Annotated in this window: 21 protein-coding genes; 2 read left to right on the top strand and 19 right to left on the bottom strand. The window is 42.1% G+C overall.

Annotated features, from left to right (window positions below; translation table 11 throughout):
- Positions 1-55 precede the first annotated feature (55 nt).
- The 6 genes from acsB to LI074_RS06005 all read right to left on the bottom strand — a co-directional run bounded on the left by acsB (position 56) and on the right by LI074_RS06005 (position 6645).
- Positions 56-2182 carry an acetyl-CoA decarbonylase/synthase complex subunit alpha/beta gene (gene acsB, locus LI074_RS05980; protein ID WP_022380764.1) on the bottom strand — a complete coding sequence of 709 codons (2127 nt, stop codon included), beginning with the start codon at positions 2180-2182 and terminating at the stop codon, positions 56-58.
- A gap of 23 nt (positions 2183-2205) precedes the next feature.
- Entirely contained in the window at positions 2206-2970 is a 765-nt protein-coding gene (locus LI074_RS05985) for an ATP-binding protein (RefSeq protein ID WP_019161837.1), read from the bottom strand.
- A 44-nt stretch (positions 2971-3014) separates the two neighbouring features.
- Positions 3015-4907 carry an anaerobic carbon-monoxide dehydrogenase catalytic subunit gene (cooS, locus tag LI074_RS05990; protein WP_008703889.1) on the bottom strand — a complete coding sequence of 631 codons (1893 nt, stop codon included), beginning with the start codon at positions 4905-4907 and terminating at the stop codon, positions 3015-3017.
- A gap of 283 nt (positions 4908-5190) precedes the next feature.
- Positions 5191-5961 (bottom strand): ATP-binding protein, encoded by a 771-nt coding sequence (locus tag LI074_RS05995; RefSeq protein WP_008703890.1) that lies wholly within the window; start codon positions 5959-5961, stop codon positions 5191-5193.
- A 92-nt stretch (positions 5962-6053) separates the two neighbouring features.
- Entirely contained in the window at positions 6054-6236 is a 183-nt protein-coding gene (locus tag LI074_RS06000) for a CooT family nickel-binding protein (RefSeq protein WP_008703891.1), read from the bottom strand.
- A 13-nt stretch (positions 6237-6249) separates the two neighbouring features.
- A complete protein-coding gene (locus tag LI074_RS06005; protein WP_022380761.1) occupies positions 6250-6645 on the bottom strand; it encodes a hypothetical protein in 396 nt (131 codons plus the stop codon).
- 345 nt (positions 6646-6990) lie between these two features.
- Between LI074_RS06005 and LI074_RS06010 the strand changes: the two genes are divergently transcribed.
- Positions 6991-7818 (top strand): aldo/keto reductase, encoded by an 828-nt coding sequence (locus LI074_RS06010; RefSeq protein ID WP_096788350.1) that lies wholly within the window; start codon positions 6991-6993, stop codon positions 7816-7818.
- 194 nt (positions 7819-8012) lie between these two features.
- Here LI074_RS06010 and LI074_RS06015 read toward each other — a convergent pair whose 3' ends face one another.
- From LI074_RS06015 to LI074_RS06030, 4 genes are read right to left on the bottom strand one after another with little or no spacing between them, the layout of a single operon-like run.
- Complete coding sequence (locus tag LI074_RS06015; RefSeq protein ID WP_025577069.1) at positions 8013-9041, bottom strand: NAD(P)H-dependent glycerol-3-phosphate dehydrogenase; 1029 nt, start codon at positions 9039-9041, stop codon at positions 8013-8015.
- 14 nt (positions 9042-9055) lie between these two features.
- On the bottom strand, positions 9056-9700 hold the full coding sequence (gene plsY, locus LI074_RS06020; RefSeq protein ID WP_172678293.1) for a glycerol-3-phosphate 1-O-acyltransferase PlsY: 645 nt from the start codon (positions 9698-9700) through the stop codon (positions 9056-9058).
- A 2-nt stretch (positions 9701-9702) separates the two neighbouring features.
- On the bottom strand, positions 9703-11028 hold the full coding sequence (der, locus tag LI074_RS06025; protein ID WP_025577071.1) for a ribosome biogenesis GTPase Der: 1326 nt from the start codon (positions 11026-11028) through the stop codon (positions 9703-9705).
- Positions 10991-12373 (bottom strand): DUF512 domain-containing protein, encoded by a 1383-nt coding sequence (locus tag LI074_RS06030; protein ID WP_173698006.1) that lies wholly within the window; start codon positions 12371-12373, stop codon positions 10991-10993. The genes der and LI074_RS06030 overlap by 38 nt, the downstream gene beginning before the upstream one ends.
- 315 nt (positions 12374-12688) lie before the next feature.
- Here LI074_RS06030 and LI074_RS06035 point away from each other — a divergent pair, with 315 nt between their 5' ends.
- Entirely contained in the window at positions 12689-13858 is a 1170-nt protein-coding gene (locus LI074_RS06035; RefSeq protein ID WP_020994041.1) for a ribose-phosphate pyrophosphokinase, read from the top strand.
- Positions 13859-13984: 126 nt separating this feature from the next.
- On the opposite strand, the gene pgeF is transcribed toward LI074_RS06035, so the two are convergent.
- The 9 genes from pgeF to LI074_RS06080 all read right to left on the bottom strand — a co-directional run bounded on the left by pgeF (position 13985) and on the right by LI074_RS06080 (position 21802).
- Positions 13985-14836: a peptidoglycan editing factor PgeF gene (pgeF, locus tag LI074_RS06040; protein ID WP_173698007.1), complete on the bottom strand. Its 852-nt coding sequence runs from the start codon at positions 14834-14836 to the stop codon at positions 13985-13987.
- A 60-nt stretch (positions 14837-14896) separates the two neighbouring features.
- The gene (locus tag LI074_RS06045; protein WP_008703904.1) at positions 14897-15262 is read right to left on the bottom strand and encodes a YraN family protein; all 366 of its coding nucleotides are present in this window, start codon (positions 15260-15262) and stop codon (positions 14897-14899) included.
- A gap of 109 nt (positions 15263-15371) precedes the next feature.
- Entirely contained in the window at positions 15372-16127 is a 756-nt protein-coding gene (locus LI074_RS06050) for a ribonuclease HII (RefSeq protein WP_008703905.1), read from the bottom strand.
- Positions 16124-16969: a ribosome biogenesis GTPase YlqF gene (gene ylqF / locus LI074_RS06055; protein ID WP_020994042.1), complete on the bottom strand. Its 846-nt coding sequence runs from the start codon at positions 16967-16969 to the stop codon at positions 16124-16126. Before ylqF ends, LI074_RS06050 begins: the two co-directional genes overlap by 4 nt.
- A gap of 6 nt (positions 16970-16975) precedes the next feature.
- Positions 16976-17581: a signal peptidase I gene (lepB, locus tag LI074_RS06060; protein WP_008703909.1), complete on the bottom strand. Its 606-nt coding sequence runs from the start codon at positions 17579-17581 to the stop codon at positions 16976-16978.
- A gap of 73 nt (positions 17582-17654) precedes the next feature.
- Entirely contained in the window at positions 17655-18002 is a 348-nt protein-coding gene (rplS, locus tag LI074_RS06065) for a 50S ribosomal protein L19 (RefSeq protein ID WP_008703911.1), read from the bottom strand.
- Between the two features lie 127 nt (positions 18003-18129).
- Positions 18130-19005: a methionyl aminopeptidase gene (locus LI074_RS06070; RefSeq protein ID WP_008703912.1), complete on the bottom strand. Its 876-nt coding sequence runs from the start codon at positions 19003-19005 to the stop codon at positions 18130-18132.
- Between the two features lie 208 nt (positions 19006-19213).
- The gene (locus LI074_RS06075) at positions 19214-20146 is read right to left on the bottom strand and encodes an OmpA family protein (protein ID WP_173698009.1); all 933 of its coding nucleotides are present in this window, start codon (positions 20144-20146) and stop codon (positions 19214-19216) included.
- 15 nt (positions 20147-20161) lie between these two features.
- Entirely contained in the window at positions 20162-21802 is a 1641-nt protein-coding gene (locus LI074_RS06080) for a MotA/TolQ/ExbB proton channel family protein (protein WP_008703914.1), read from the bottom strand.
- Positions 21803-21853: the final 51 nt, after the last annotated feature.

A 21853-nucleotide genomic window follows, 5' to 3' on the forward strand; every position in this document is an offset into this window, starting at 1 on the left:
CGTTTAGTGGCTTCCGCATTGCCCATCCACGCCTCCGGGGCAAAACCACCAATCTTTACATCATCGGATCAAGAGCTAATGCCGGATGGCCTTTTTCTGTAAGGAATCCAACCAGTGTCTCCGGATCAGTAGCGATTGTTTCATCACCGATCATATCTGTAAAGTTTTCAATACCATAGAGTTCATTTGCTGTCTTATTAAGACGTTCAGCAACAAACTCTTTCAGTTCTTTCGGCATCCATACGATACGTTCAATACCGCCTTCTGCCTTCATGAACTTCTTGGAGCTGATGAAATGTTTACCATGTCCCATGAAACCAGGTGTCTGAACACCACCACCTGTCATGGATGCCATTTCTGAGAATGTCATTCCAAGAGGTGTCATGCCTGCATACTCACGGTTAGCGATAACAACACCATTGGAGAATGGCTCGATACCGCAGATACACTCGAAGCATCCGCATGATGTCATAGGATCCTGCATGATAGAGTACAGTGTAACGTGCTCTAATGCACCCTGGGATAATTTCTTAACAGCTTCATCTACATCTTCATAAGAACCAAGGTTCTCATCAATAGGTCTTTCTTTTGTGATTACCTGGCAAGGTCCGTTTGGATCCAGCTCGTTGGTAGCTTTTGCATCCAGCCATGAAACGGCACCGCAAAGTCCAAGTCTCTCAGGTGTAACAACACATACGTGAGACGGGGAGAATGCCTGGCAGAGGATACAGCTGTAATATACATCTACAGATTCGTCTGTCAGAGTATTCAGACGGTCATCACGTTTCTCGAAGATCGGGATAGCAACTTCATGACGGATTCTTGTACACTCAGCAGGATCTGTATAAATAGTAACTTCACATTTATCAACAACTGCGTCAAATTCATTCTTAACCTGTGTATAGAGAACTTCACCGATATGTTTGATCTTGAAGCCTGCAGCAAATGCATCTTTGCTGATACGGATTCTCTGCATATCTCTCTGTCCTGTATGGTATACACCTTCGATACAGTTGATGTAGTTATGGAACTTACGCTCGATAACAGGTTCAAAGTCAGGCTGCATGTTCTTGCCGGCAACTTTAACAACATATGCAATGCTGTTCTTGCTTCCTAATTCCATGTCGTCTACTTCAGGACCAACAACTGTGATCTTATGGTCTTCTACTTCACTTGCATCACATGTATGTACAAGCTCTGCACAGTCTACACGGGAACCATCGAATTCAACCTGCATGTCTTTACGACGGATAATCTCACCTTCGAATGCAGATGCGAAAGCAACCGGGATATCGATGTTTGTAATTTTAATCTTGATGTCACGTGCTTCCAGAGAAGTCGCATTCCATTTGGAGATGTCTTTCTGGCAAATCAGGCTCTTCGGTACTCTTGCAACATCTTCCTGGTTTGTGATAACCGGGAATCCAAGAGCGATAGCGCCTGCACCACAAGCTACGATCACATCATTTAACGGTGCAAATGCATTAACAAATGCAGGTACACGTTTCATTGTGTAATCCATCAGAGTTGCAGCATCACCTGGTTTTACGTTACCGAAGATAAGAGCTGCACGAAGTGCTACAGATACTACATGGATAACTGCTGTAACGTCTTTTCCAAGCGGGATAACACGTACGTTAGCACCTGTCTTGTATCCAACTTCCTCTAACTGGTCAATAACGTCACCAACCAGAGTGATCAGGATACCCTGAGACTGATAGGATTTAACAAGGTCTGCTGCTTCCTGAGCGGAAGGAGCTTTTCCAAGGATAACTGCTACACCAGGGATATCGCCTGTTACAAGCGGTACACCAAGTTCACGGATCACTGCATCTGCAAGATGTCCGTAGCAAGGAGCTTCATAAGGAACTGCTCCGTCAATATATTTCAGAACTTCGATAAATTCTGCGCAGAGAGCTGTAGCAACACCTGACATAAATACGTCATTTGTTCTTTTCTCTCTTGTCATAAGAGTTTTTACTACTGCAAGAGCATCTTTTAACTCTGCAAGAGTTCCAACCTTTGTTCCTGTTACTGCATAGTAGCATGGTAAAGAATATGCTGTATCAGGGAAGCTGACTGCTTTGTCAGCGCCGTATTTTTCAATTGCCTGGTTGATGGCACCCTCTGTAAGTCCATAAACCGCGTCGTTTCCCGCAAAAACACTTTCAAATAAAGTCACTTGTTCTACCTCCTAATATATGATTACTGACGATCTATCTTTTCTTTTATTTTAATGATCTCATCGGTAACTGTCTTGCTGAAGTCATACGGGGATTTTCCCTGTCTGTCTGCATCAATTACCTCTGTGTTGTAATGAATCATACCTAAAAGATCTTCCTGTGGAATCCGTTCTCTGATAAAGTTTTCGTCATCTTCATTGCGCACTTTGTTTGCGACAACCTTTACCTGAGACACTCCTAAATCTTTTGCCAGGCGCTTTACATTTTTATATGTCTGCACACTCCTTGCACCTGGTTCGATTACTACGATAAATGCGTCAACTCCTTCTGTGGTTCCTCTGCCGAGATGTTCCAAGCCGGCTTCCATATCAAGAATTACTACATCTTCTCTTCTAAGTACCAGATTATTGATAATGCGCTTTAACATTACATGTTCCGGGCATACACATCCGCCACCGCCTGTCTCGACAGTTCCCAGGACAAGGAGCCGTACGCCATTACAGACCTTACCATATTTCTCCGGAATATCGTCTACTTTCGGATTCAGATGATAGAACTGATTTCCTGCTGTAGCCCCTGTACGTTCTTCCACCAGCTTACGCATCTTTGAAATCGGTACAATAGAATCCAGAGTTTCTTCATCAAAGCCTAATGCAAGACCAAGATTCGCATCCGGATCCACATCTGCTGCAAGTACCGGTCTGCCCTCTGCTGCATACAACCTGGCCAGCGTTGCTGCAAAAGTGGTTTTGCCTACGCCGCCTTTTCCTGTAACTGCTATTTTCATTTTACGTCATCCACCTTTTATTACATTTTTAAGATCACAGCAGATTAAATTCCTAATGCTGTTCTCTTCTCTTCGATTCTTTCGATCATCAGATCAACTAATTTCTCAATATCTGTTTCTACTGTATAAGCAGCTCCTGTCCATTTTCTTGTTCCCTCTGTAAGAAGCTCTCCCATTTCTGAAGAACCGGAAACATATGGATCAACACCAAGGAATGTATCAATACCGGTACCTACTACATAGTTACCGATGGATACAGCTTTTTCAGACATCCACTCAGGAGCACATCCAACTACAGGAAGCTGATTGATCTGAAGACCTGCATCTTTTGCAAGTTCAGCAGCAAGGATCATCATACGGGAAATATCTACGCATGATCCCATGTGGAGTACCGGTGGGATATCAGCCAGTTCACAGACACGTTTCAGACCTGCACCGCAGAGATCTTTTGCAGATTTGTCCATAAGACCTGCTTTTGCAGCTGCCTGCGCAGAACATCCGGAAGCAATGACAACAATATCATTGGCGATACATTTCTTCATCAGTTCAATATGTGCATAGTCAGGACGGATCTTAGGATTGTTACATCCAACCATAGCAACAGCACCACGGATAACACCGGAAGTGATGCACTCAAGTAATGGTTTTGTTGTTCCTGTCTCATCAACCTGAGAGTTTGTAACACCGTCAAGAACCTTAACGATTGCTTCTACGGAATAACCAACTGTAGCTTTCTGTTTCAGCTGTGGGATATGTACAAGTTCAGGTTTTCTGTTCTTGAAGTTGTCAATAGCCATCTTGACGATTGCTTTTGCATTCTCTCCTGCTGTCTCAGCATTGAATCTGATAAATTCAGCATCAGGCATCTGAGCGATCGGAGAAGTTGTGATAAATTTAGTATGGAAGCATTTGCTTAAAGGTCCTAATGCAGGGAAGATACACTGAACATCTACTACGATCGCTTCGCAGGCACCTGTCAGTACTACATTCTCCTGCTGCAGGAAGTTACCGGCCATCGGAACACCGCGACGCATAGCTACTTCGTTTGAAGTACAGCATACACCGGAAACAGTGATTCCTTTTGCTCCTACAGATTTTGCATAATCGATCATTTCTTTGCTGTCTGCATATTCACAAATCATCTCGGAAAGACTCGGATCATGTCCGTGTACAACGATGTTTACATTCTCTTCAACCATTACACCAAGGTTAGCTTCAGTGTCAATTGGCTTCGGAGTTCCGAATAAAACATCAGAGAACTCTGTTCCCATCATGGAACCGCCCCATCCATCAGCCATACCGCAGCGGATAGACTGTTTTACAAGAGCTTCCGGAAGAGAAGAACATCCCATATGAGCCATATGTAAAGAAGTGGAAACCTCACGGTCGATCGCACGTGGTGCAATTTCATTTTCAATCAGTTTCTCTTTCTGTCCTGCAGGCATTCTGTCAAGGAATCTCTGATATCCAAATGGTTTACCATATTCCATCAATCCTGTCTCAGCCATTTCATGAGCCAGATCATAGATATCTTTTCCTTCTGTCTCTACGCCCCATTCTTTTGCGATACGGATCAGTTTCTCAGGATCTTTTACCTGATAGTTTCCGCCGTCTTTTGCACAATATAATGTGTGGCAGATTTCACGACCGTGATCAGAGTGAGTAGCTGCACCACCTGCTGTAAATTTCAGGAAGTTTCTTCCTACGATACCATGAACGTCACATCCGCAGATACCTCTTGGTGCTTTAGGGGTAATACGACATGGTCCCATAGCACAGATACGACAGCAGACACCCTGCTCACCGAATTTACAATGTGGAGTCTGGTTTTTTACACGGAACTGCCATGCGTCAGCTCCAACCTTTGCACCTGTCTCCAAAAGTCTGGCAGTAGCCTCTTCAAACTCTTCCACTGTAGTTAATTTGAATTCACTCATTATAGACCTCCTTTAATTCTGGTTTGTGTATTCCTTTAAGATACACATTTTTATTTTATTAATAATCCCACAGGCAGGAAATCCCGGTTATCTATATCTGAAGAATTGGCTCCGTTAAAGATAACTGTGATAACCTAATAACTGTGATAACCTATCCCATCCCCTCCCATGGGTTATTTAACTTAAAAAATAAAGATGTAAACTTGTATTTATCTCTGCATATATAGATTTCCTATGCGCACAAACATCCCTCATCGGATTCTCATCCGACAAGGGGTGTATCTTATAATTTTAAATTATCAACGATTGCACGAAGTGCAGTCTTGACAGGGTTGTCTTCCGGAAGTGTGCTTGTAGGACGTCCTTCACAGTCATATTCATAAACTGTTTCATCCTGTGGAACAACACCAAGAAGTGTCAGTCCCTGATTTGCAATCTCTTCCTGAATTCCCTTATTCAATTCTCCTTTCGGAGCTCGGTTAATGATCAGACCAACTGTATCAGGATGCATATCACATTCTTTAATGAGTTCTGCAATCCTGCCTACTGCCTGTACGCCTCTTCTGGAACAGTCGCTGACCAGAATGGCAGTCTGCATGCTCGGAAGAACACCTCTGCTGATATGTTCCATTCCGGCTTCATTATCTACAACAATATACGGATAATTATTCTGGTATTTTGCAAGCTGAGTCTGAAGAAGACCATTAACATAACAGTAACAGCCTTTTCCCTGAGTTCTGCCCATGACAAGAAGATCAAAATCATCATCTTCTACAAGCGCATCTTCAAAACGCATTTCCGCGTAATCAGCCTTAGACATTCCGGTAGGAATTGGATTCTCTTTTGCAAGCTCTGCACGTGCAATTTCTTCACGCACATCGCCAAGAGTTGTCTCTACCTTTACGCCAAGAACCTCATTGAGGTTTGAGTTTGCATCAGCATCTACTGCAAGAATCGGCCCTTTACCCTTTTCACACAAGTACTGGATCAGCATTCCGCATAATGTTGTTTTTCCCACGCCGCCTTTTCCTGCGACAGCAATTACGTGTGCCATAAAACCAGGTGCCTCCTAAATCTGTCTTAGTATTCTTTCTATAAATAAAAAATGATGTTAAGGTCAAAAGGAGTTTTGTCCCTATCTTAATATCAGTCACATTTCAGTTTCACAATACTGTTGGCAAGGTCAACCATTAAAATAGTTCCCTCGACCACTCTCTCATCTCCCATAATATCACGGAGAATCAATTTATTCCCATCCACATCTATACGGGAAACATTTTTAAAAATAACAGAATCGTCACTTTCTTTATATACAGTTGCCAGACACATGTGATGTCGCCTCCTATTTCATCTCTTCTTTAACAAGTGTTAAGGCAAGTCCAAGTCTCATATTGCCTTTCTGAAAATCTGCAACAGCTTCCTTAATAGTCTTACATGCTGCATCCATTCCCATCTTGGCAAGGTTATCAGCCATCTGATCCAGTTCCTGAGCATGATGCTCATTGTGCTGAAGCATATATGTCAGAAGAGCCAGTGTCTCATTCTTGCAGTCACCTTCACTGCAGGATCCGCAATGAGCAGTATCACAGGCATGATCTGCATGAGAATGTCCATGATCATGACCTTCGCCATGAGTATGCTCATGAGTATGAGTCATACCATCTTCATGGGTATGTTCATGGGTGTGTCCATGCCCATGCTGGACAAGATTCCCATTTTCATCTTTGATTAAATGCATGGTTAAATGCTCCCTTCTATTGAAAAATACACTGAATTTATAAAATTCAGTCTTTTTTTATGACAATAAATTATCAATTTACTGATATTATACATCTTTTTTTTCGTTTCCGCAAGCCATTTAGCATAAATAATCACTAAAAAAATTTTGAAATATATGCTTTGAAATAGCTTTTTTCACAAGAACTGTTAATACTTTAACCCTTATGTTATATTGTTAACAATGTGTTCTTGCAAAAACTTAATAATTTTTATGTACTTCTGACACATTTTTATGTTATACTTGGACAAGATTATCGGGCAAAGCAGCTTGCCCAAAGTGTATATAGGAATTGGAGGAATTGTTTTGGATAATACTGTTTTTCTGAATACAAACAGAGAGATGCCTTTACTCGGACTGGGAGTATACAAAGCCACCGGGGAAAATGAGGCCGAAAATGCTATTATTTCTGCTGTTGAATCAGGATACCGTCTGATTGATACAGCCTCCGTATATAAAAACGAAGAAAATGTAGGACGGGGAATCGCCAGCTGTGGAATACCGCGAAATGAACTTTTTATTACTACAAAAGTATGGAATACCGCACAGCGTCTGGGAGACATTCAGGGTGCTTTTGAAAGAAGCCTGGACCGGCTCAAACTGGATTATGTGGATTTGTATCTGATCCACTGGCCGGTTCCGGGATGTTATCTCAGCACCTGGAAAGTACTGGAGGAAATCCAAAAATCCGGGCGGGCTCTTTCTATTGGTGTCAGTAATTTTGAAATCCGTCATCTGGAAGAACTGGAAGCCAATTCCGGAATCATACCTGCTGTAAATCAGATTGAATGCCATCCTCTCTGCTATCCGAAAGAGCTGATTGATTATTGCCAGAATAAAGGAATTCAGGTACAGGCATATGCCCCACTTGCCAGAGGCGCATATCTTGATAACGATGTAATGTGTGTACTTGGAACCAAATACGCTCATACTCCCGCTCAGATCGGTCTGCGTTGGGCTACTCAGAAGGGAATTTCCGTAATTCCCAAATCCGTACATCCTGATCGCATCAGAAGCAATGGCAATATTTTTGATTTCACAATCGAACAGGAAGACATGGATCTGATCGATACTCTGAATGAGAATTTTCACAGTTCACATATTCCCGAGGATTTAAGGGACATTGCATTCTGATAAAGAGTAGTTAAAAAATATTTTATCATTCAAATGTAAAAAGCAGATGTATTTATATAACATCTGCTTTTTGCATATTTATCATCTCTGTCTATAGAATTTTCCGTAAATGATGCATTCGAAAGTTTTTCGTAACCATTCAGCAGTCAGCTATCCCGCGAGGTACTGAACAGTTACAGTTTTTCTATAACATCTCAGTTAGTTTTCTGTCCGTCTTCCCATGGAAGCATCGGCGTCTCCACTTTCTTATCTCTTACCATAAGATCGATCACCGCTTCCGCTGCACTTTTTCCTTCGAACAGGACTTTGTTTATTTCTGTGATGATCGGCATTTCCACATCATATTTCTCAGCCAGTTCTTTTGCTGCTTTTGCGGAATAGACACCTTCCACGATCATTTTCACTTCAGCCATCGCCTGCTCCATGGTATATCCTTTTCCCATCAGATATCCGGCTTTCCGGTTACGGCTGTGGACACTGGCACAGGTAACGATCAGATCTCCGATTCCGGACAGACCATAAAAGGTTTCCATACGTGCTCCCATTTTAACACCCAGACGTGAAATTTCCGCAATTCCTCTTGTGATCAGGGCTGCTTTGGTATTATCACCGTATCCCAGACCATCTGCGGTTCCGGCTGCCAGTGCGATCACATTCTTTAACGCTGCGCCAAGCTCCACTCCCAGCATATCCGGCGTGGTATAAACTCTGAAAACAGGGCTCATAAAGATTCCCTGCAGATATTCTGCTGTCTCTCTCTGGTGAGAACTTACCACACAGGTAGTCGGAAGTCCCTTTCCAACCTCTTCTGCATGGCTTGGGCCGGAAAGCACAGACACATTTGCCTGTGGAAGTTCCTGTTCAATGATCTCGCTTAAAGTAAGAAGAGTTTTTTCCTCCACACCTTTGGCAACATTTACAATTTTCTGTCCGTTTTTTACAAAAGGCGCCATACGCTTGCAGGTACTTCTGGTATAAGGCGAAGGAACTGCCAGAATTGCCACATCTGTATCCCGCAGGCTTCTCTCAAGATCTATTGTGATATCAATCGGTTCAGGAATCTTTACTCCCGGAAGTTTGCTCACGTGTTCCCGCTTTTCTCTTAATGTTGTTATCTCCTCCCCAAGCGCCGACCAGAGAATCACCTCGTGTCCATTATTGTAAAGAAGGATAGACAGGGCAGTTCCCCAGCTTCCCGCACCAAGCACACTTATCTTTGCCATATAAATACCTCTTTTTATTTATTTTTTTTGCTTAAATAAATTTTACTTTCTGTCCCGTCAAGAAGCCGTTTTATGTTCTTTTTATGTCTGTAAAATGCCAGTACTGTCAAAAGTCCCATAACAGTATAAAGCTCGATCATATGAGAAAAATCCATATGATAAGAACCCATCTGTCCAAATACGATCATACTGATAAATGCAGCCAGATATGCACTTACCGAACACAGAGAAACATAGTGTGTCAGGAAAAACAGTCCGAAAAATACAATTGCACAGATCACAAAAATCCGCCAGTCAAAAGCAATCACAAGTCCTACAGATGCAGCTACGCCCTTCCCGCCCTTAAAATTAAGATAAAACGGAAAATTATGCCCCAGAATACACCCAGCTGCTGCATAAAGGCTCAGCAGCGGCAGAATATCTCCATAAGAATTTCCGAATATTGCCCTTACGATCAGGATGGCCGCAATACACTTCAGACAGTCACACAACAGATTCAATGCCCCGGCCTTTTTGCCAAGTGTACGCAGTACATTTGTAGAACCCAGATTTCCGCTTCCCTGTTTGCGTATATCAATATGATAAATCTTTCCTAAAATGTATGCGGTCTGAAAAAGTCCGCATGCATATCCAATTGCAATACAAATCAGGCGTTCCATGATTATTCTTTTTCACCTCGTTCACGAATAATGAATTTCAGTGATGTTCCCGCAAATCCAAAGGCATCCCTGATCTTGTTCTCCAGATATCTGGTATAAGAGAAATGCATCAGTTCTTTGTCATTTACAAAGATAACAAATGTAGGCGGTTTGACAGCCACCTGTGTCATATAGTAAATCTTCAAACGTTTTCCCTTGTCAGACGGAGGCTGCTGCATTGCCACTGCCTCAGAAAGGATTTCATTCAGGACACCTGTCTGGATTCGCAGTGTCTGGTTTTCGATAACCGCATCAATCGTTTCAAACATTCTGGAAATCCTGAGTCCTGTTTTTGCAGAAATAAATACCAGCTCCGCATATGGCATATATGCCAGAACCTCGCGGATTCTGTTTGTGTGCTTATAAATAGTCTTATCATTCTTTTCAATGGCATCCCACTTATTTACTGCAATGATAACACCCTTTCCTCTTTCGTGGGCAATCCCTGCGATCTTGGCATCCTGTTCTGTAACACCCTCTGATGCATCAATCATTACAATGACAATATCTGCACGTTCTACTGCAGTCACTGTACGGATCACACTGTATCTCTCAATCTCCTCTTTAACTTTTCCCTTACGGCGAAGTCCGGCAGTATCAATAAAGATATAATCCTTTCCCTGCCATTTTACTCTGGTATCTACCGCATCTCTTGTAGTTCCGGCAATATCAGAAACAATCACACGGTCTTCTCCCAGAAGTTTGTTTACCAGTGACGATTTTCCTACGTTTGGTTTTCCCACAATGGCAATTCTCGGGATTTCATCATCTTCTTCTGTATCTGCATCCTCAGGGAAATGTTTTGCCACTTCATCCAGCATATCACCCAACCCCATACGGTTTGCCGCAGAAATCGGAATCGGTTCACCGATACCAAGGTTATAGAACTCATAAACATCCATCATAAATTTCTGGATACTGTCTACCTTATTCACAACAAGGACAACCGGTTTGCCGCTGCGTCGGAGCATATCTGCCACCTTCGCATCGGAATCCACCAGTCCCTGATGAACGTCTGTGATAAAGATGATAACATCTGCCGTATCAATGGCAATCTGTGCCTGCTCTCTCATCTGAGAAAGGATGATGTCACTGCTGTCCGGCTCAATACCGCCTGTATCGATCATGGTAAATGTCTTGTCCAGCCATGTCACATCTGCATAAATTCTGTCTCTTGTAACGCCGGGTGTATCTTTTACAATAGAAATCTTCTCACCTGCCAGCGCATTAAACAATGTGGATTTACCTACATTAGGCCTGCCCACTATCGCTACTACCGGTTTGCTCATATATCTGTCTCCTTCTTATCTTTTTATGGTCTGGTGCTTCGATCAGACAGTTTACCAGGTCAGCACCCGGTTCATCTACCACTACAATTTCCGTCTTAAGAGCCTGTCTGACATCTTCCACCGTCAGGTCATCCAGAAAAACATCCTCGCCGCTTCTGAGCATATTGCATGGGATCAGTACTTTTTCTCCCAGATTTCTCTGTGCAAGCTGATCCATAAGATCAGTAGCTGTGATCAGACCGGAAACTGTGATCTTCTCTCCAAAGAAATTATTCTTTACTGCATATACTTCAGCCTGGACATTCGGAAATTTCTTCTGTACCAGTTTTATCATTTTACCTATATAAGGCGCTGCCAGCCGTCCTGTTGCAACAGTGGCATTTACCTCTCTGTCATCGCCTTCAAGCTGCTCAAGTCTCTCTTTTACCTCTGTTTCAAGCAGACGCATCATACCAACACCATTCTCCAGCTGAAGGTATCCGTCATATCTGCCCTCCTCAGGAAGTTCATATCCTGCAAGAATATACCATTCATCCGAAGCATGTACAAAATGAATACCATGCTTCTTCACCATGATCTTCTGCCACCGCTCTACCTGACTGATCAGATACCTTGCATCCTCTTTATCAAAAGATTCCAGTGGATACAGACCTTTTCGATACCTAGAAAGACCTACAGGTACGATTGAAACACTCTGCAGTACAGGCGCATATTCCGACAGTTTTTCCAGACTGTATTCCAGTTCATCCCTGTCATTAATCCCCTTGCAGAGCACAATCTGCCCGTTCATGGTCACATCACCTTTATAAAGCCTGTCAACTTTTGCAAGGGCATCTCCGGCAAATCGATTATGGAGCATTTTACAGCGAAGCTTAGGATTCATAGTCTGAAACGATACATTGATCGGGGAAAGATGAAACTTGATAATACGATCCAGATCATAGTCACTCATATTGGTAAGGGTAACATAGTTTCCCTGCAGGAATGACAGTCTGGAATCGTCATCTTTAAAATATAAAGTTTCTCTCATACCGGGCGGCATCTGGTCTATAAAACAGAAAATACAGTGATTGGAACAGGAGCGGTACTCATCCATAAGACTGTTCTCAAACTCCACGCCAAGATCATCTTCATATTCCTTTTCTACTTCCAGTTCCCATTCCTCGCCATTCTTCTTTCGGATAAGGAGCGTAACAAATTCGTCATTCATCAAATAACGATAATCAAACACATCCTCTACCGGCTGGCCGTTAATGGAAAGCAACGCATCTCCCGGTTCCAGTTCCAGTTCTTCTCCGATACTGTCCGGAAGAACCCTGGATATTATGTGTAAATTTTTTTTCATGAATTTTACTCCATTGGAATGTAACCGGAAATTGTGTGTGGGATAAACTTTTCCGGCACATTTTGTTTCTCGATCATTCAGGAGCCGCTGATTTATTTACTGTGCAGGCACAGTAACTTTCTGACATTTACTCCTGATATCATATGACAGTAATTCCGGGCAAAATATACCTGCGCCCAGAATCCACTATCTTTTATATCATAACAATTGTAAAAGAAAAAATCAATAAATTCCTTGACGTATTTTAGGGCAAATGTTATATATTATATTGAAATCTATTTTTTGAGTATAAAATCACTACTTAGGAGGAGTATTATGCCAAACATAGAATTGTTGGAAAAATCCATGCCGGTTGCACCTATCCGTATTGCAGCTCTTGGATGCAGAGAACTTGCAGAAGAAGTTGACAGAAAACTTGTTAAATTCCGTAAAGAGCTGGTTGAACGCAAACAGCTCAGTGTTATTCCTCAGGGATACAGCGAAGAATCATTTATTGTAGAATGTGAATGCCCCCGTTTCGGAACCGGTGAAGGTAAAGGTTATATTAAAGAATCCGTTCGTGGCACTGACCTTTATATTATGGTTGATGTGACCAATTACAGTGAATCTTATACTGTATGCGGACACGAGAACCATATGTCTCCTGACAACCATTTTCAGGATCTTAAACGAATTATTTCCGCTGCAACAGGCAAGGCACACCGTATCAATGTAATTATGCCGTTCCTTTATGAAGGCCGCCAGCACAGACGTACTAAAAGAGAATCTCTGGACTGTGCACTGGCACTGAAGGAATTAAGCGATATGGGAGTTTCCAATATCATTACCTTTGATGCCCATGATCCACGTGTCCAGAACTCTATTCCGCTGAATGGTTTTGATAACTTTTTCCCTACTTATCAGTTTTTAAAAGCTCTGATCAAGAGTGTGCCGGATCTTCGTGTTGACAATGACCATCTGATGATCATCAGCCCTGATGAAGGTGCCATGTCAAGAGCTGTATATTTCTCCAACATCCTTGGAGTAGATATGGGTATGTTCTACAAACGTCGTGATTACTCTACAATCGTCAATGGAAAGAATCCTATTGTTGCACATGAATTCCTCGGAGATTCCGTAGAAGGCAAAGATGTTGTAGTTATCGATGACATGATTTCCTCCGGCGGAAGTATGCTGGATGTTGCCAAACAGTTAAAGGAACGCAACGCAAAGAGAGTATTTGTATGCACTACCTACGGTCTGTTCACAGACGGTCTGGATAAATTTGATGAATATTACGAGAAAGGCTGGCTTGACAGAGTGATCACAACCAACCTGAATTACCGCATTCCGGAACTTCTCGAAAGACCATATTATGTAGAAGCAAATATGAGTAAATATCTTGCGAGCATCATTGATATCATCAATCATGATGTTTCCGTTGAGAAGGTTCGTTCCAGCAACGAAAAGATCATGTCTCTTATGGAAAAAGTAAATTCCAGATAGTTTTTCCGGCAGATGAATACGAAAAGGGGAGCTGTTAACTAGCTCCCCCTCTTTCGTATTGTACAGTTAATCTGCAAATTCAGGATTACTCACTTCGCACTGTTGTGCTTATAACAATTTCAGGTTTTATGAACGTATGCCAAGAAAAGCCCCAAGATTTCCCCTTTTTCCATGGGAAGCCCTGTGAGAAAAGAGAAACTCAGGATTACAGCAGGTACAGAGATTTGGCATGGAAATGTTTTCTTCCGGGATTCCCGCTTCCAGAAAAATAATCTTGTTTGCCATCCACAGGTTTAACTGATATTTTCCGTTTTCTTTTCTGTAAAACAGCTTGTTCCGGTATTTCTTATCAAAAACCTTTTCAAATTCTTCAATCACATCTTCGCTGACTTCATAACACTCCTGACAGATAGACGGTCCGATAGCCACTTTCAGATCTTTCGGATTACTTCCATACTCTTCAGACATCTTTTCTATGGTAACTGCACCGATTTTCTGAACCGTACCTCTCCATCCCGAATGAGACAGTCCGATCGCGTGATTCGTCGGATCAGCAAAATACAGTGGAACGCAATCCGCATAAAAGGTTGCAAGAACCAGCCCCGGAACATTTGTGATCATTCCATCTGTATCTGTATAATCACGCGGGATCACAATTCCCTTTCCGCGGTCTTTCTCTGTTACTTTCCGCACATTGTTGGTATGAGTCTGATCAGATGTAACGATGCTGTTCATATCAAATCCCATAGCATCAGAAATCCTTCTGTAATTTTCTTTCACGCAGGACTCCTCATCACCTCTTGTAAAACTCAGGTTCATAGAACTGTAGATTCCTCTGCTCACTCCGCCAAAGCGGGTGCTGAATCCATGAACAAGCCAGTTCATTTCTTCATATGCGGGATATGTAAGAAATGTAACATCTTTATTGTTTTTTACATTCATCTTTGGAATCTGTTCACTGTTCCATTTTATCTTCATATTTCATTATTCCCTTCCTGCTGTATGGCAGATTATTCATCAAAGCAGTTTCTATAATTATTAGAGGATTGCAATATATTCAAACGCATTCTTAACCCAGTGTATTTCATCCCCGTCAATTCCTGCCACATCGAAACGGCATGGGATATCCACATTGTGATATTCCACTGTAAGAAAATACCTTGCCACCTTACATATGGTTTTCTGTTTAGCAGGATTTACTGCAGCCAGCGAATAACCGGAACTATTGTCTTTCCTGTATTTTACCTCAACAAAAACAAGATATTCTCCATCTCTGGCAATCAGATCGATTTCTCCAAATCTGCATCTGTAATTATATCTCAGAATAAATAATCCCTGCTGTTTCAGATAATCAGCAGCTTTTCGTTCGTAACAGCTTCCGGTAGACCGGGTATTTTTATGCAAATTCTTCCATCCATCTCTTTTTATATTATATGTAGGCATCTTTTGTTGTTACTGTGCATCACTCAGTGTATTGCTGTGTACTGAAGGATAGTAACCCTTTTGCGACTGTTTATATGAAATGTGTAATAAAGGTCTTTCTGTGGATCGGGGTTTCTCCGTATTTTTTCAGTGCCGCAATATGATCGGCAGAACCATATCCCTTATTTGATGCAAAGCCATATTCCGGGAACACTTTATCATATTCTTCCATCATTCTGTCCCTTGTCACTTTTGCAACAATACTTGCTGCTGCAATGGAAACACTCTTTGCATCTCCCTTAATAATGGGAACCTGCGGAATGGTGATCTGAGGAATCGTGACTGCATCATTGAGAAGAAGCTGAGGAACCACTTCCAGTTTACTTACCGCCTCCCGCATTGCCTCATAAGTAGCCTGAAGGATATTGATCTCATCAATACGCTCCGGGCTACGCATACCGATTCCTACTGAAACCGCTTCCCTCATAATCACATCATACAGTTCTTCTCTTTTGGAAGCACTGAGTTTCTTGGAATCGTTCAGATAAAGGATCCGGCTGTCCTGTGGCAGAATTACTGCACATGCCACAACCGGGCCTGCAAGGGGGCCTCTTCCCACTTCATCAATTCCGCATAAATAACCAAGATGTTCATATTTATGCTCATATACCTTCATATTTTCAATACGCTGCTTCTCCGCTTCCAGAGCTGCTTCCTTTTTGCGGCACTGTGCGATCAGCTTTTGCACACCACTTCTTGTATCTTCCTTATAAATTTCATATAAAGCCGGGTAGCTGCTCATATCTGCTGCAGCAAACTCGGCTTTAATCTCAGCTATTGTTTTCATAATGGCGCCCACTCCAATGTGATCCGCCCCATTTTTCCAGAACGGAAATCATCAAACAGTATCAGCGAAGCTTTGGCATAATCCAGCTCTTCCTGCTTTTTCAGACACCCTCTGGCTCTGGCAATCGCCTCCAGAACTTCCACAGAAGTTCCCTCCTCTGTGATCTGATATCTCTCTGCCAGAATCCCTTTATAATTTTCGCGCAGATAATCAATCAGCCAGAGTGCCAGTTCCTCCATATTCAGAATGTCATCTTTGATAGAACCTACACATGCCAGACGGATTCCCACCTGCTGGTCTTCAAATTTCGGCCACAAAATACCAGGAGTGTCCAAAAGTTCTACTCCCTTATTCAGACGGATCCACTGTTTTCCTTTCGTAACTCCCGGCTTGTTTCCGGTCTTTGCACAGGCCCGTCCTGCAAAGGTATTGATAAATGTAGATTTTCCTACATTCGGGATTCCCACTACCATAGCGCGGATCGGACGGTTTTTAATACCGCGGCGTCTGTCTCTTTCTATCTTTTCCTTACATGCTTCCTGGATCACATTATTGATTGCTTTCATTCCGGAACCATTTCTGGAATCTACTTTTACAACATAAAATCCCTTTGCCTGAAAATAAGTTTTCCAGGCTTCATTCTGGCGCTCGTCAGCCAGATCTGATTTATTAAGAAGAATCAGTCTGGATTTATTTTTTCCCAGTTCATCGATATCCGGGTTTCTGCTCGAAAGAGGTACGCGGGCATCCACAAGTTCAATGATCAGATCGATCAGCTTAATGTCCTCCTGCATCTGTCTCTTTGCCTTGGTCATATGACCAGGGTACCACTGTACGTTCATATACACCTAACCTTTCAAAAATCCAAATTTATCTTTCGGGGAAATGACAAACCATACCTTTCCCACAATATATTTCTTATTGATATTTCCGATATCACCATACCGGCTGTCCTCACTGTTATTTCTGTTATCGCCAAGTACAAAATACTCACCGCTTTCCAGAGACACTCCGTCGGATGCCAATCCCGCATTACTGATTTCAGGAAAATTCTTATTTTCATTATATACTTCTCCGTTGATCAATACTGCTCCGTTGGATATCTGTACAGTCTCACCGGGCAGACCGATCACGCGGCCGATATGCAGAGCCGCATCATCACTTCCACTGGTTTTATATACAATGATATCTCCCCGTTCAGGTGAGGATACTTTATAAACAGCCCTGTTTACAAAAAAGCGTTCTCCAACCTGCAGTGTGGGCTCCATGGTACTCTCCTGTACAGTCACTGATTGAAACAGCGCAATTCCCGCCAGAATGCCAAAAATGAGCACTACCGCTATCTGAAATATCCAGTTAAGGATTCCCCGGACTTTTTTATCTTCAAGTTTTATTTCCAGCATATCTCTGGTCTCTTTCAGTGCCGGACTATCTTTCCATTTTCTGATATTCATCCAAATCTCCTGACAGATGGAAAAAGAGGGACAATACACAAGTTATTGTCCCTTCTTCTGCTAATTCATGAAATTATTTAACAAGCTCTTTAACCTTAGCTGCTTTACCTACACGATCTCTTAAGTAGTTCAGTTTCGCACGACGTACTTTACCACGACGGATAACTTCTACTTTTACTACATGTGGGGAATGAAGCGGCCATGTTTTCTCAACGCCTACTCCGTTAGAGCTCTTTCTTACAGTAAATGTAGCTCTGTTGCTTCCGCCCTGTTTCTTGAGAACTGTTCCTTCAAAAACCTGAACACGTTCACGGTTTCCTTCTTTGATCAGTGCGTGTACTCTTACAGTATCACCTGTGTTGAATGCCGGTACTTCAGCTTTTAACTGAGCTGCTTCGATGTTTTTGATAATTTCGTTCATTGTATTTTTCTCCTATTCTTATATGGATGTTCTTAATACATATCCTGTAACAGAGGACCATCTTTTTTCACAACAGTTGTGATTATACTATATAGCCTGATGTATTGCAATACTTTTTGCAAATTTTTTACCAGCAGATTACTTCACATCCTGTTTCCGTAACCAGAACAGTTACTTCCCACTGGGCTGAAGGAAGTCCGTCCTCTGTACGGACTGTCCACTCGTCAATCTCATCCGTATAAATTTCATCGCTTCCCATATTTACCATCGGCTCTATGGTAAACATCATACCCGGAACCATCAGGACACCTGTATTCTCTTCAGAAACAAAGCTTACCCATGGATCTTCATGGAACTCAACTCCCACACCATGTCCACCGATTTCTCTGACTACAGAATATCCGTTTTCTACTGCATGTTTATGAACTGCACTTCCCATATTTCCGATCGGAGTCCATGGTTTCACCTGGGAAATACCAATCTCAACACATTCTTTTGTGACCTTGACAAGTTTTTCTTTCTCCGGACTCACTTTACCGATGCAGAACATTCTGGACGAGTCAGAATAATAACCATTATATATTGTAGATACATCAACATTGATAATATCTCCCTCTTTCAGAATCTGCTCTTCATCCGGGATTCCATGGCATACCACTTCATTTACAGAAGTACACACGCTCTTTGGAAATCCTTCGTAATTTAACGGTGCCGGGATTCCCCCATGCCGTACAGTCTCTTCATGTACCCATCTGTCAATCTCTTCAGTGGATACACCTGGTTTAATATGCTCTTCCACATAATCAAGAACTGCGATATTGATTTTGCAGCTTTCTTTTATTTTCGCGATCTGTTCGGGTGTTTTGATCAGATCATGATCGATCACTGCATATCCTTTCTGCTTCATTATTTCCATTTTTTCATCAAATGCCTCATGGCATTTTTTATATTTTTTTCCGCTTCCACACCAGCATGGATCGTTTCTTCCAATTTTCAAAGACATGATAATTCCTCTTTCTTTTTTCTTATGTAGGGTACAGCGCATCATCACCATTACAGGAAACTGTGTACTGTTTTATCATACCACATTTTCTCTCGGAAATGTGAACTGTTATTGGTAAAATTACTCGTTATCTTTCGTGAATTGTAAGAAAAAGCATCTGCATCAAAACATTTTTCAAACACACTCCGGAATTGAAAAATCCGGCAGTTTAATTGCTGCCGGATTTTTCAGAATCAGAAGTCTTATCTGTATTCATAATCTGATTAAGTTCATTTATCATCTCATCATCTTTCAAACGAAACTTTACTTCCACTCGTCTGGATGCATCCTTATCTACATTCCCATCGGAATCCAGAACCGGATTGGCTGAGCCATGACCATTTACGGTCAGATAATTCTGAAGTTCTGAAATCTCATCAGAACTCAGGAAGTTCTCCCTGATTTCCGTCAGATACTGTGCAACTGCGAGAGAACGTTTCTGAGAAAGCTCCAGATTGTAATCATAGTCTCCGTCTGTGTCTGTATAACCGTCAATGATGATCTCAGCCAGATACTTCTTATAATCTTTCTGAAGAAGCACCTTACAGTAAATCGGAAGGATATCTGCAAGTTCCTGTTTGCCCTCATCTGTCAGTTCTGACTTATCATAGTCAAATAATACATTTGCATTGAGGGTAAGAGCACCTGTCTGAGCATCAATATCAACACTTACATTGTTTTTGGAAAACTCCTTCTGCAATGCTTCAATAACATCTGCCTTGACACCGATGATATTATCAATTTTCTTTTGCTGTGTGGCAAGAAGAGATGTTTTTTCATCAAGGCTGGCCTGCTGTTCCTTTAACTGTGCTGCCAGTTCTGCAAGAAGCTTTTTCTGCTTGTCAAGCTGTTCATCCTGGGAACTCAGCTTGCTGTTTTTCTCGTCCAGCTCACTCTGCTGTGCCAGAATTTCCGCTGTATACTGCTCCTGAAGAGCTATCTTGTCATCTCTCTCCTTAATACTCTCATTATAACTTTTCTGAGCCTGAAAAAGAGTCACACACATAATCAGTATAAAAAGGAGCAGCACACCGGCCATCATATCAGAATAAGACCGCCAGACATTAAATCCGCTCTCTTCTGATTTCTTTCTTTTGCGCATATTTCTCTCCTTTTCTTATTTGAATAAGCTGAATTTACCTTTCTGGTTTTTGGAAATATTCTTCATATTTTTGTTCATCTCCTCCAGAAGTGCTTCCTGACGCTCGCTCTGTTCCTCCAGAAGTTTGCGTACTTCCTCCACAGATTCTTTCTGTGCCGCACTCTGAGCTGATTTTCCGCCTGAGAGATAAATATTGTTGTCTTCTTTCTGAACAGAAATATCTGCAAAGAGTCTGCGTACCTCTTCCATTGTCTCGTAAGTCATCTTCTGATAAGATACAAAGTCTTTCATCTTTACATCCAACTGTTCTACCAGTTTACGGTTAGCCTCAAGCACATCTTTTCCTGCCTGATTTGCAGCCGAAACCTTTTCCATTCCCTGCGCGGCAGCTTCCACATATTTCTGCATTGTCTGATTGCAGGCAACCCAGAATTTGGCAGAAGATTTCTCGGATTCATGCAGATAATCCGCAATGCGCTGATAATCCTGCTGCTGAAGCTTCTGGATTTCCTGATTATCCTGTGTGATTCTTGTTGCCGTAGACATATAACGGCCCTGAACCTGTCCCAGTTCATTTACAAGGTCTTTCATAGCTTCGCTCTGTTTTGCATATGAGGTATTCAGCTGATTACTCATCGTCTGATAGAGCCTTGTAGTATAATCAATATTTTCTTTCTGCGCTTCCTTCAGCTGTACAAGAGCTTCATTGAAATCTGTGAACTGCATTTTAAATGAACCGTTCATCTCCCGCAAAAAAGTACGCAGGATATCCTGAACCACATCCTCCTGACATTTTGTTACAGATTCTGTCAGAATCTCCAGAGATTCTGTCATCTTCTGGAAAGTAGGATTGATTGCTTTCTCAAAACTCTCTGCCATCTGTGAGGTAAGCTGCTCTGCCATCTGTTTCATGGCTTTTGTCTGAACCTTCTGACTTGCAAGCATCAGGTTTCTTGACTCGCTCTCAGCCGCCGGAAGTACATAAAGATGAAATCTCTCCAGAAATCCCTGAAGCTTCGCATCCATTCCGGAATAAACGCTTTTCATTCCGGAACTGTAGATCAGTGCAAATGCAATTCCATAGATAGAAGTAAGGAATGCTACTTTGATACCATCTACCAGGGCAGATACAGAGGTAGTCATTGTCTCATAGCTGGATGGCTCAAAACTCTTAAGCCCCCATACCAGACCAATAAAAGTACCAAGAATACCAAGGCTGGTAAAAATATCCGGTGCCATTTCCAGAATCTTCTTATGTACATGAAGATCAATCTCGTCCTCATTTATGTAATCTTCAACATCTCCGATTCCTTCCTGGTTTTTCTCCATGGCATCTACAAAGCTGTCCATTCTGTCATCCAGATATTTATGTTCAAACATCCCCTTCAAGCAGGAAAGATCTTCGCTTTTGGCTTTTCCGGGTATTTTGAATATACTGGAAAGCTCCTGCGTTCCTCTTGCAAGAGCCTCTCCAATGCTGTCTACCCGAAACATACCGCCAAACAGTCCGGCCAGATAGATCACAGCCATAACAGCGAGGAATGCAAAGTTATAAATCATCGTGCCTGATGAACCATTCCCGGTCAGCAGCGTCATGGCAACACATCCGCCAAGCACCACCAGAAAAAGAACCGTATTCATAATTTTTTTGCCCATAATACACCTCCTGTGATTATTTGCAGATTCTGCACAAAATTACAGACAATT

Origin of the sequence: Blautia sp. MSK18_10 (genome assembly GCF_020553185.1) — a bacterium.
GTDB lineage: Bacteria > Bacillota > Clostridia > Lachnospirales > Lachnospiraceae > Blautia_A > Blautia_A wexlerae.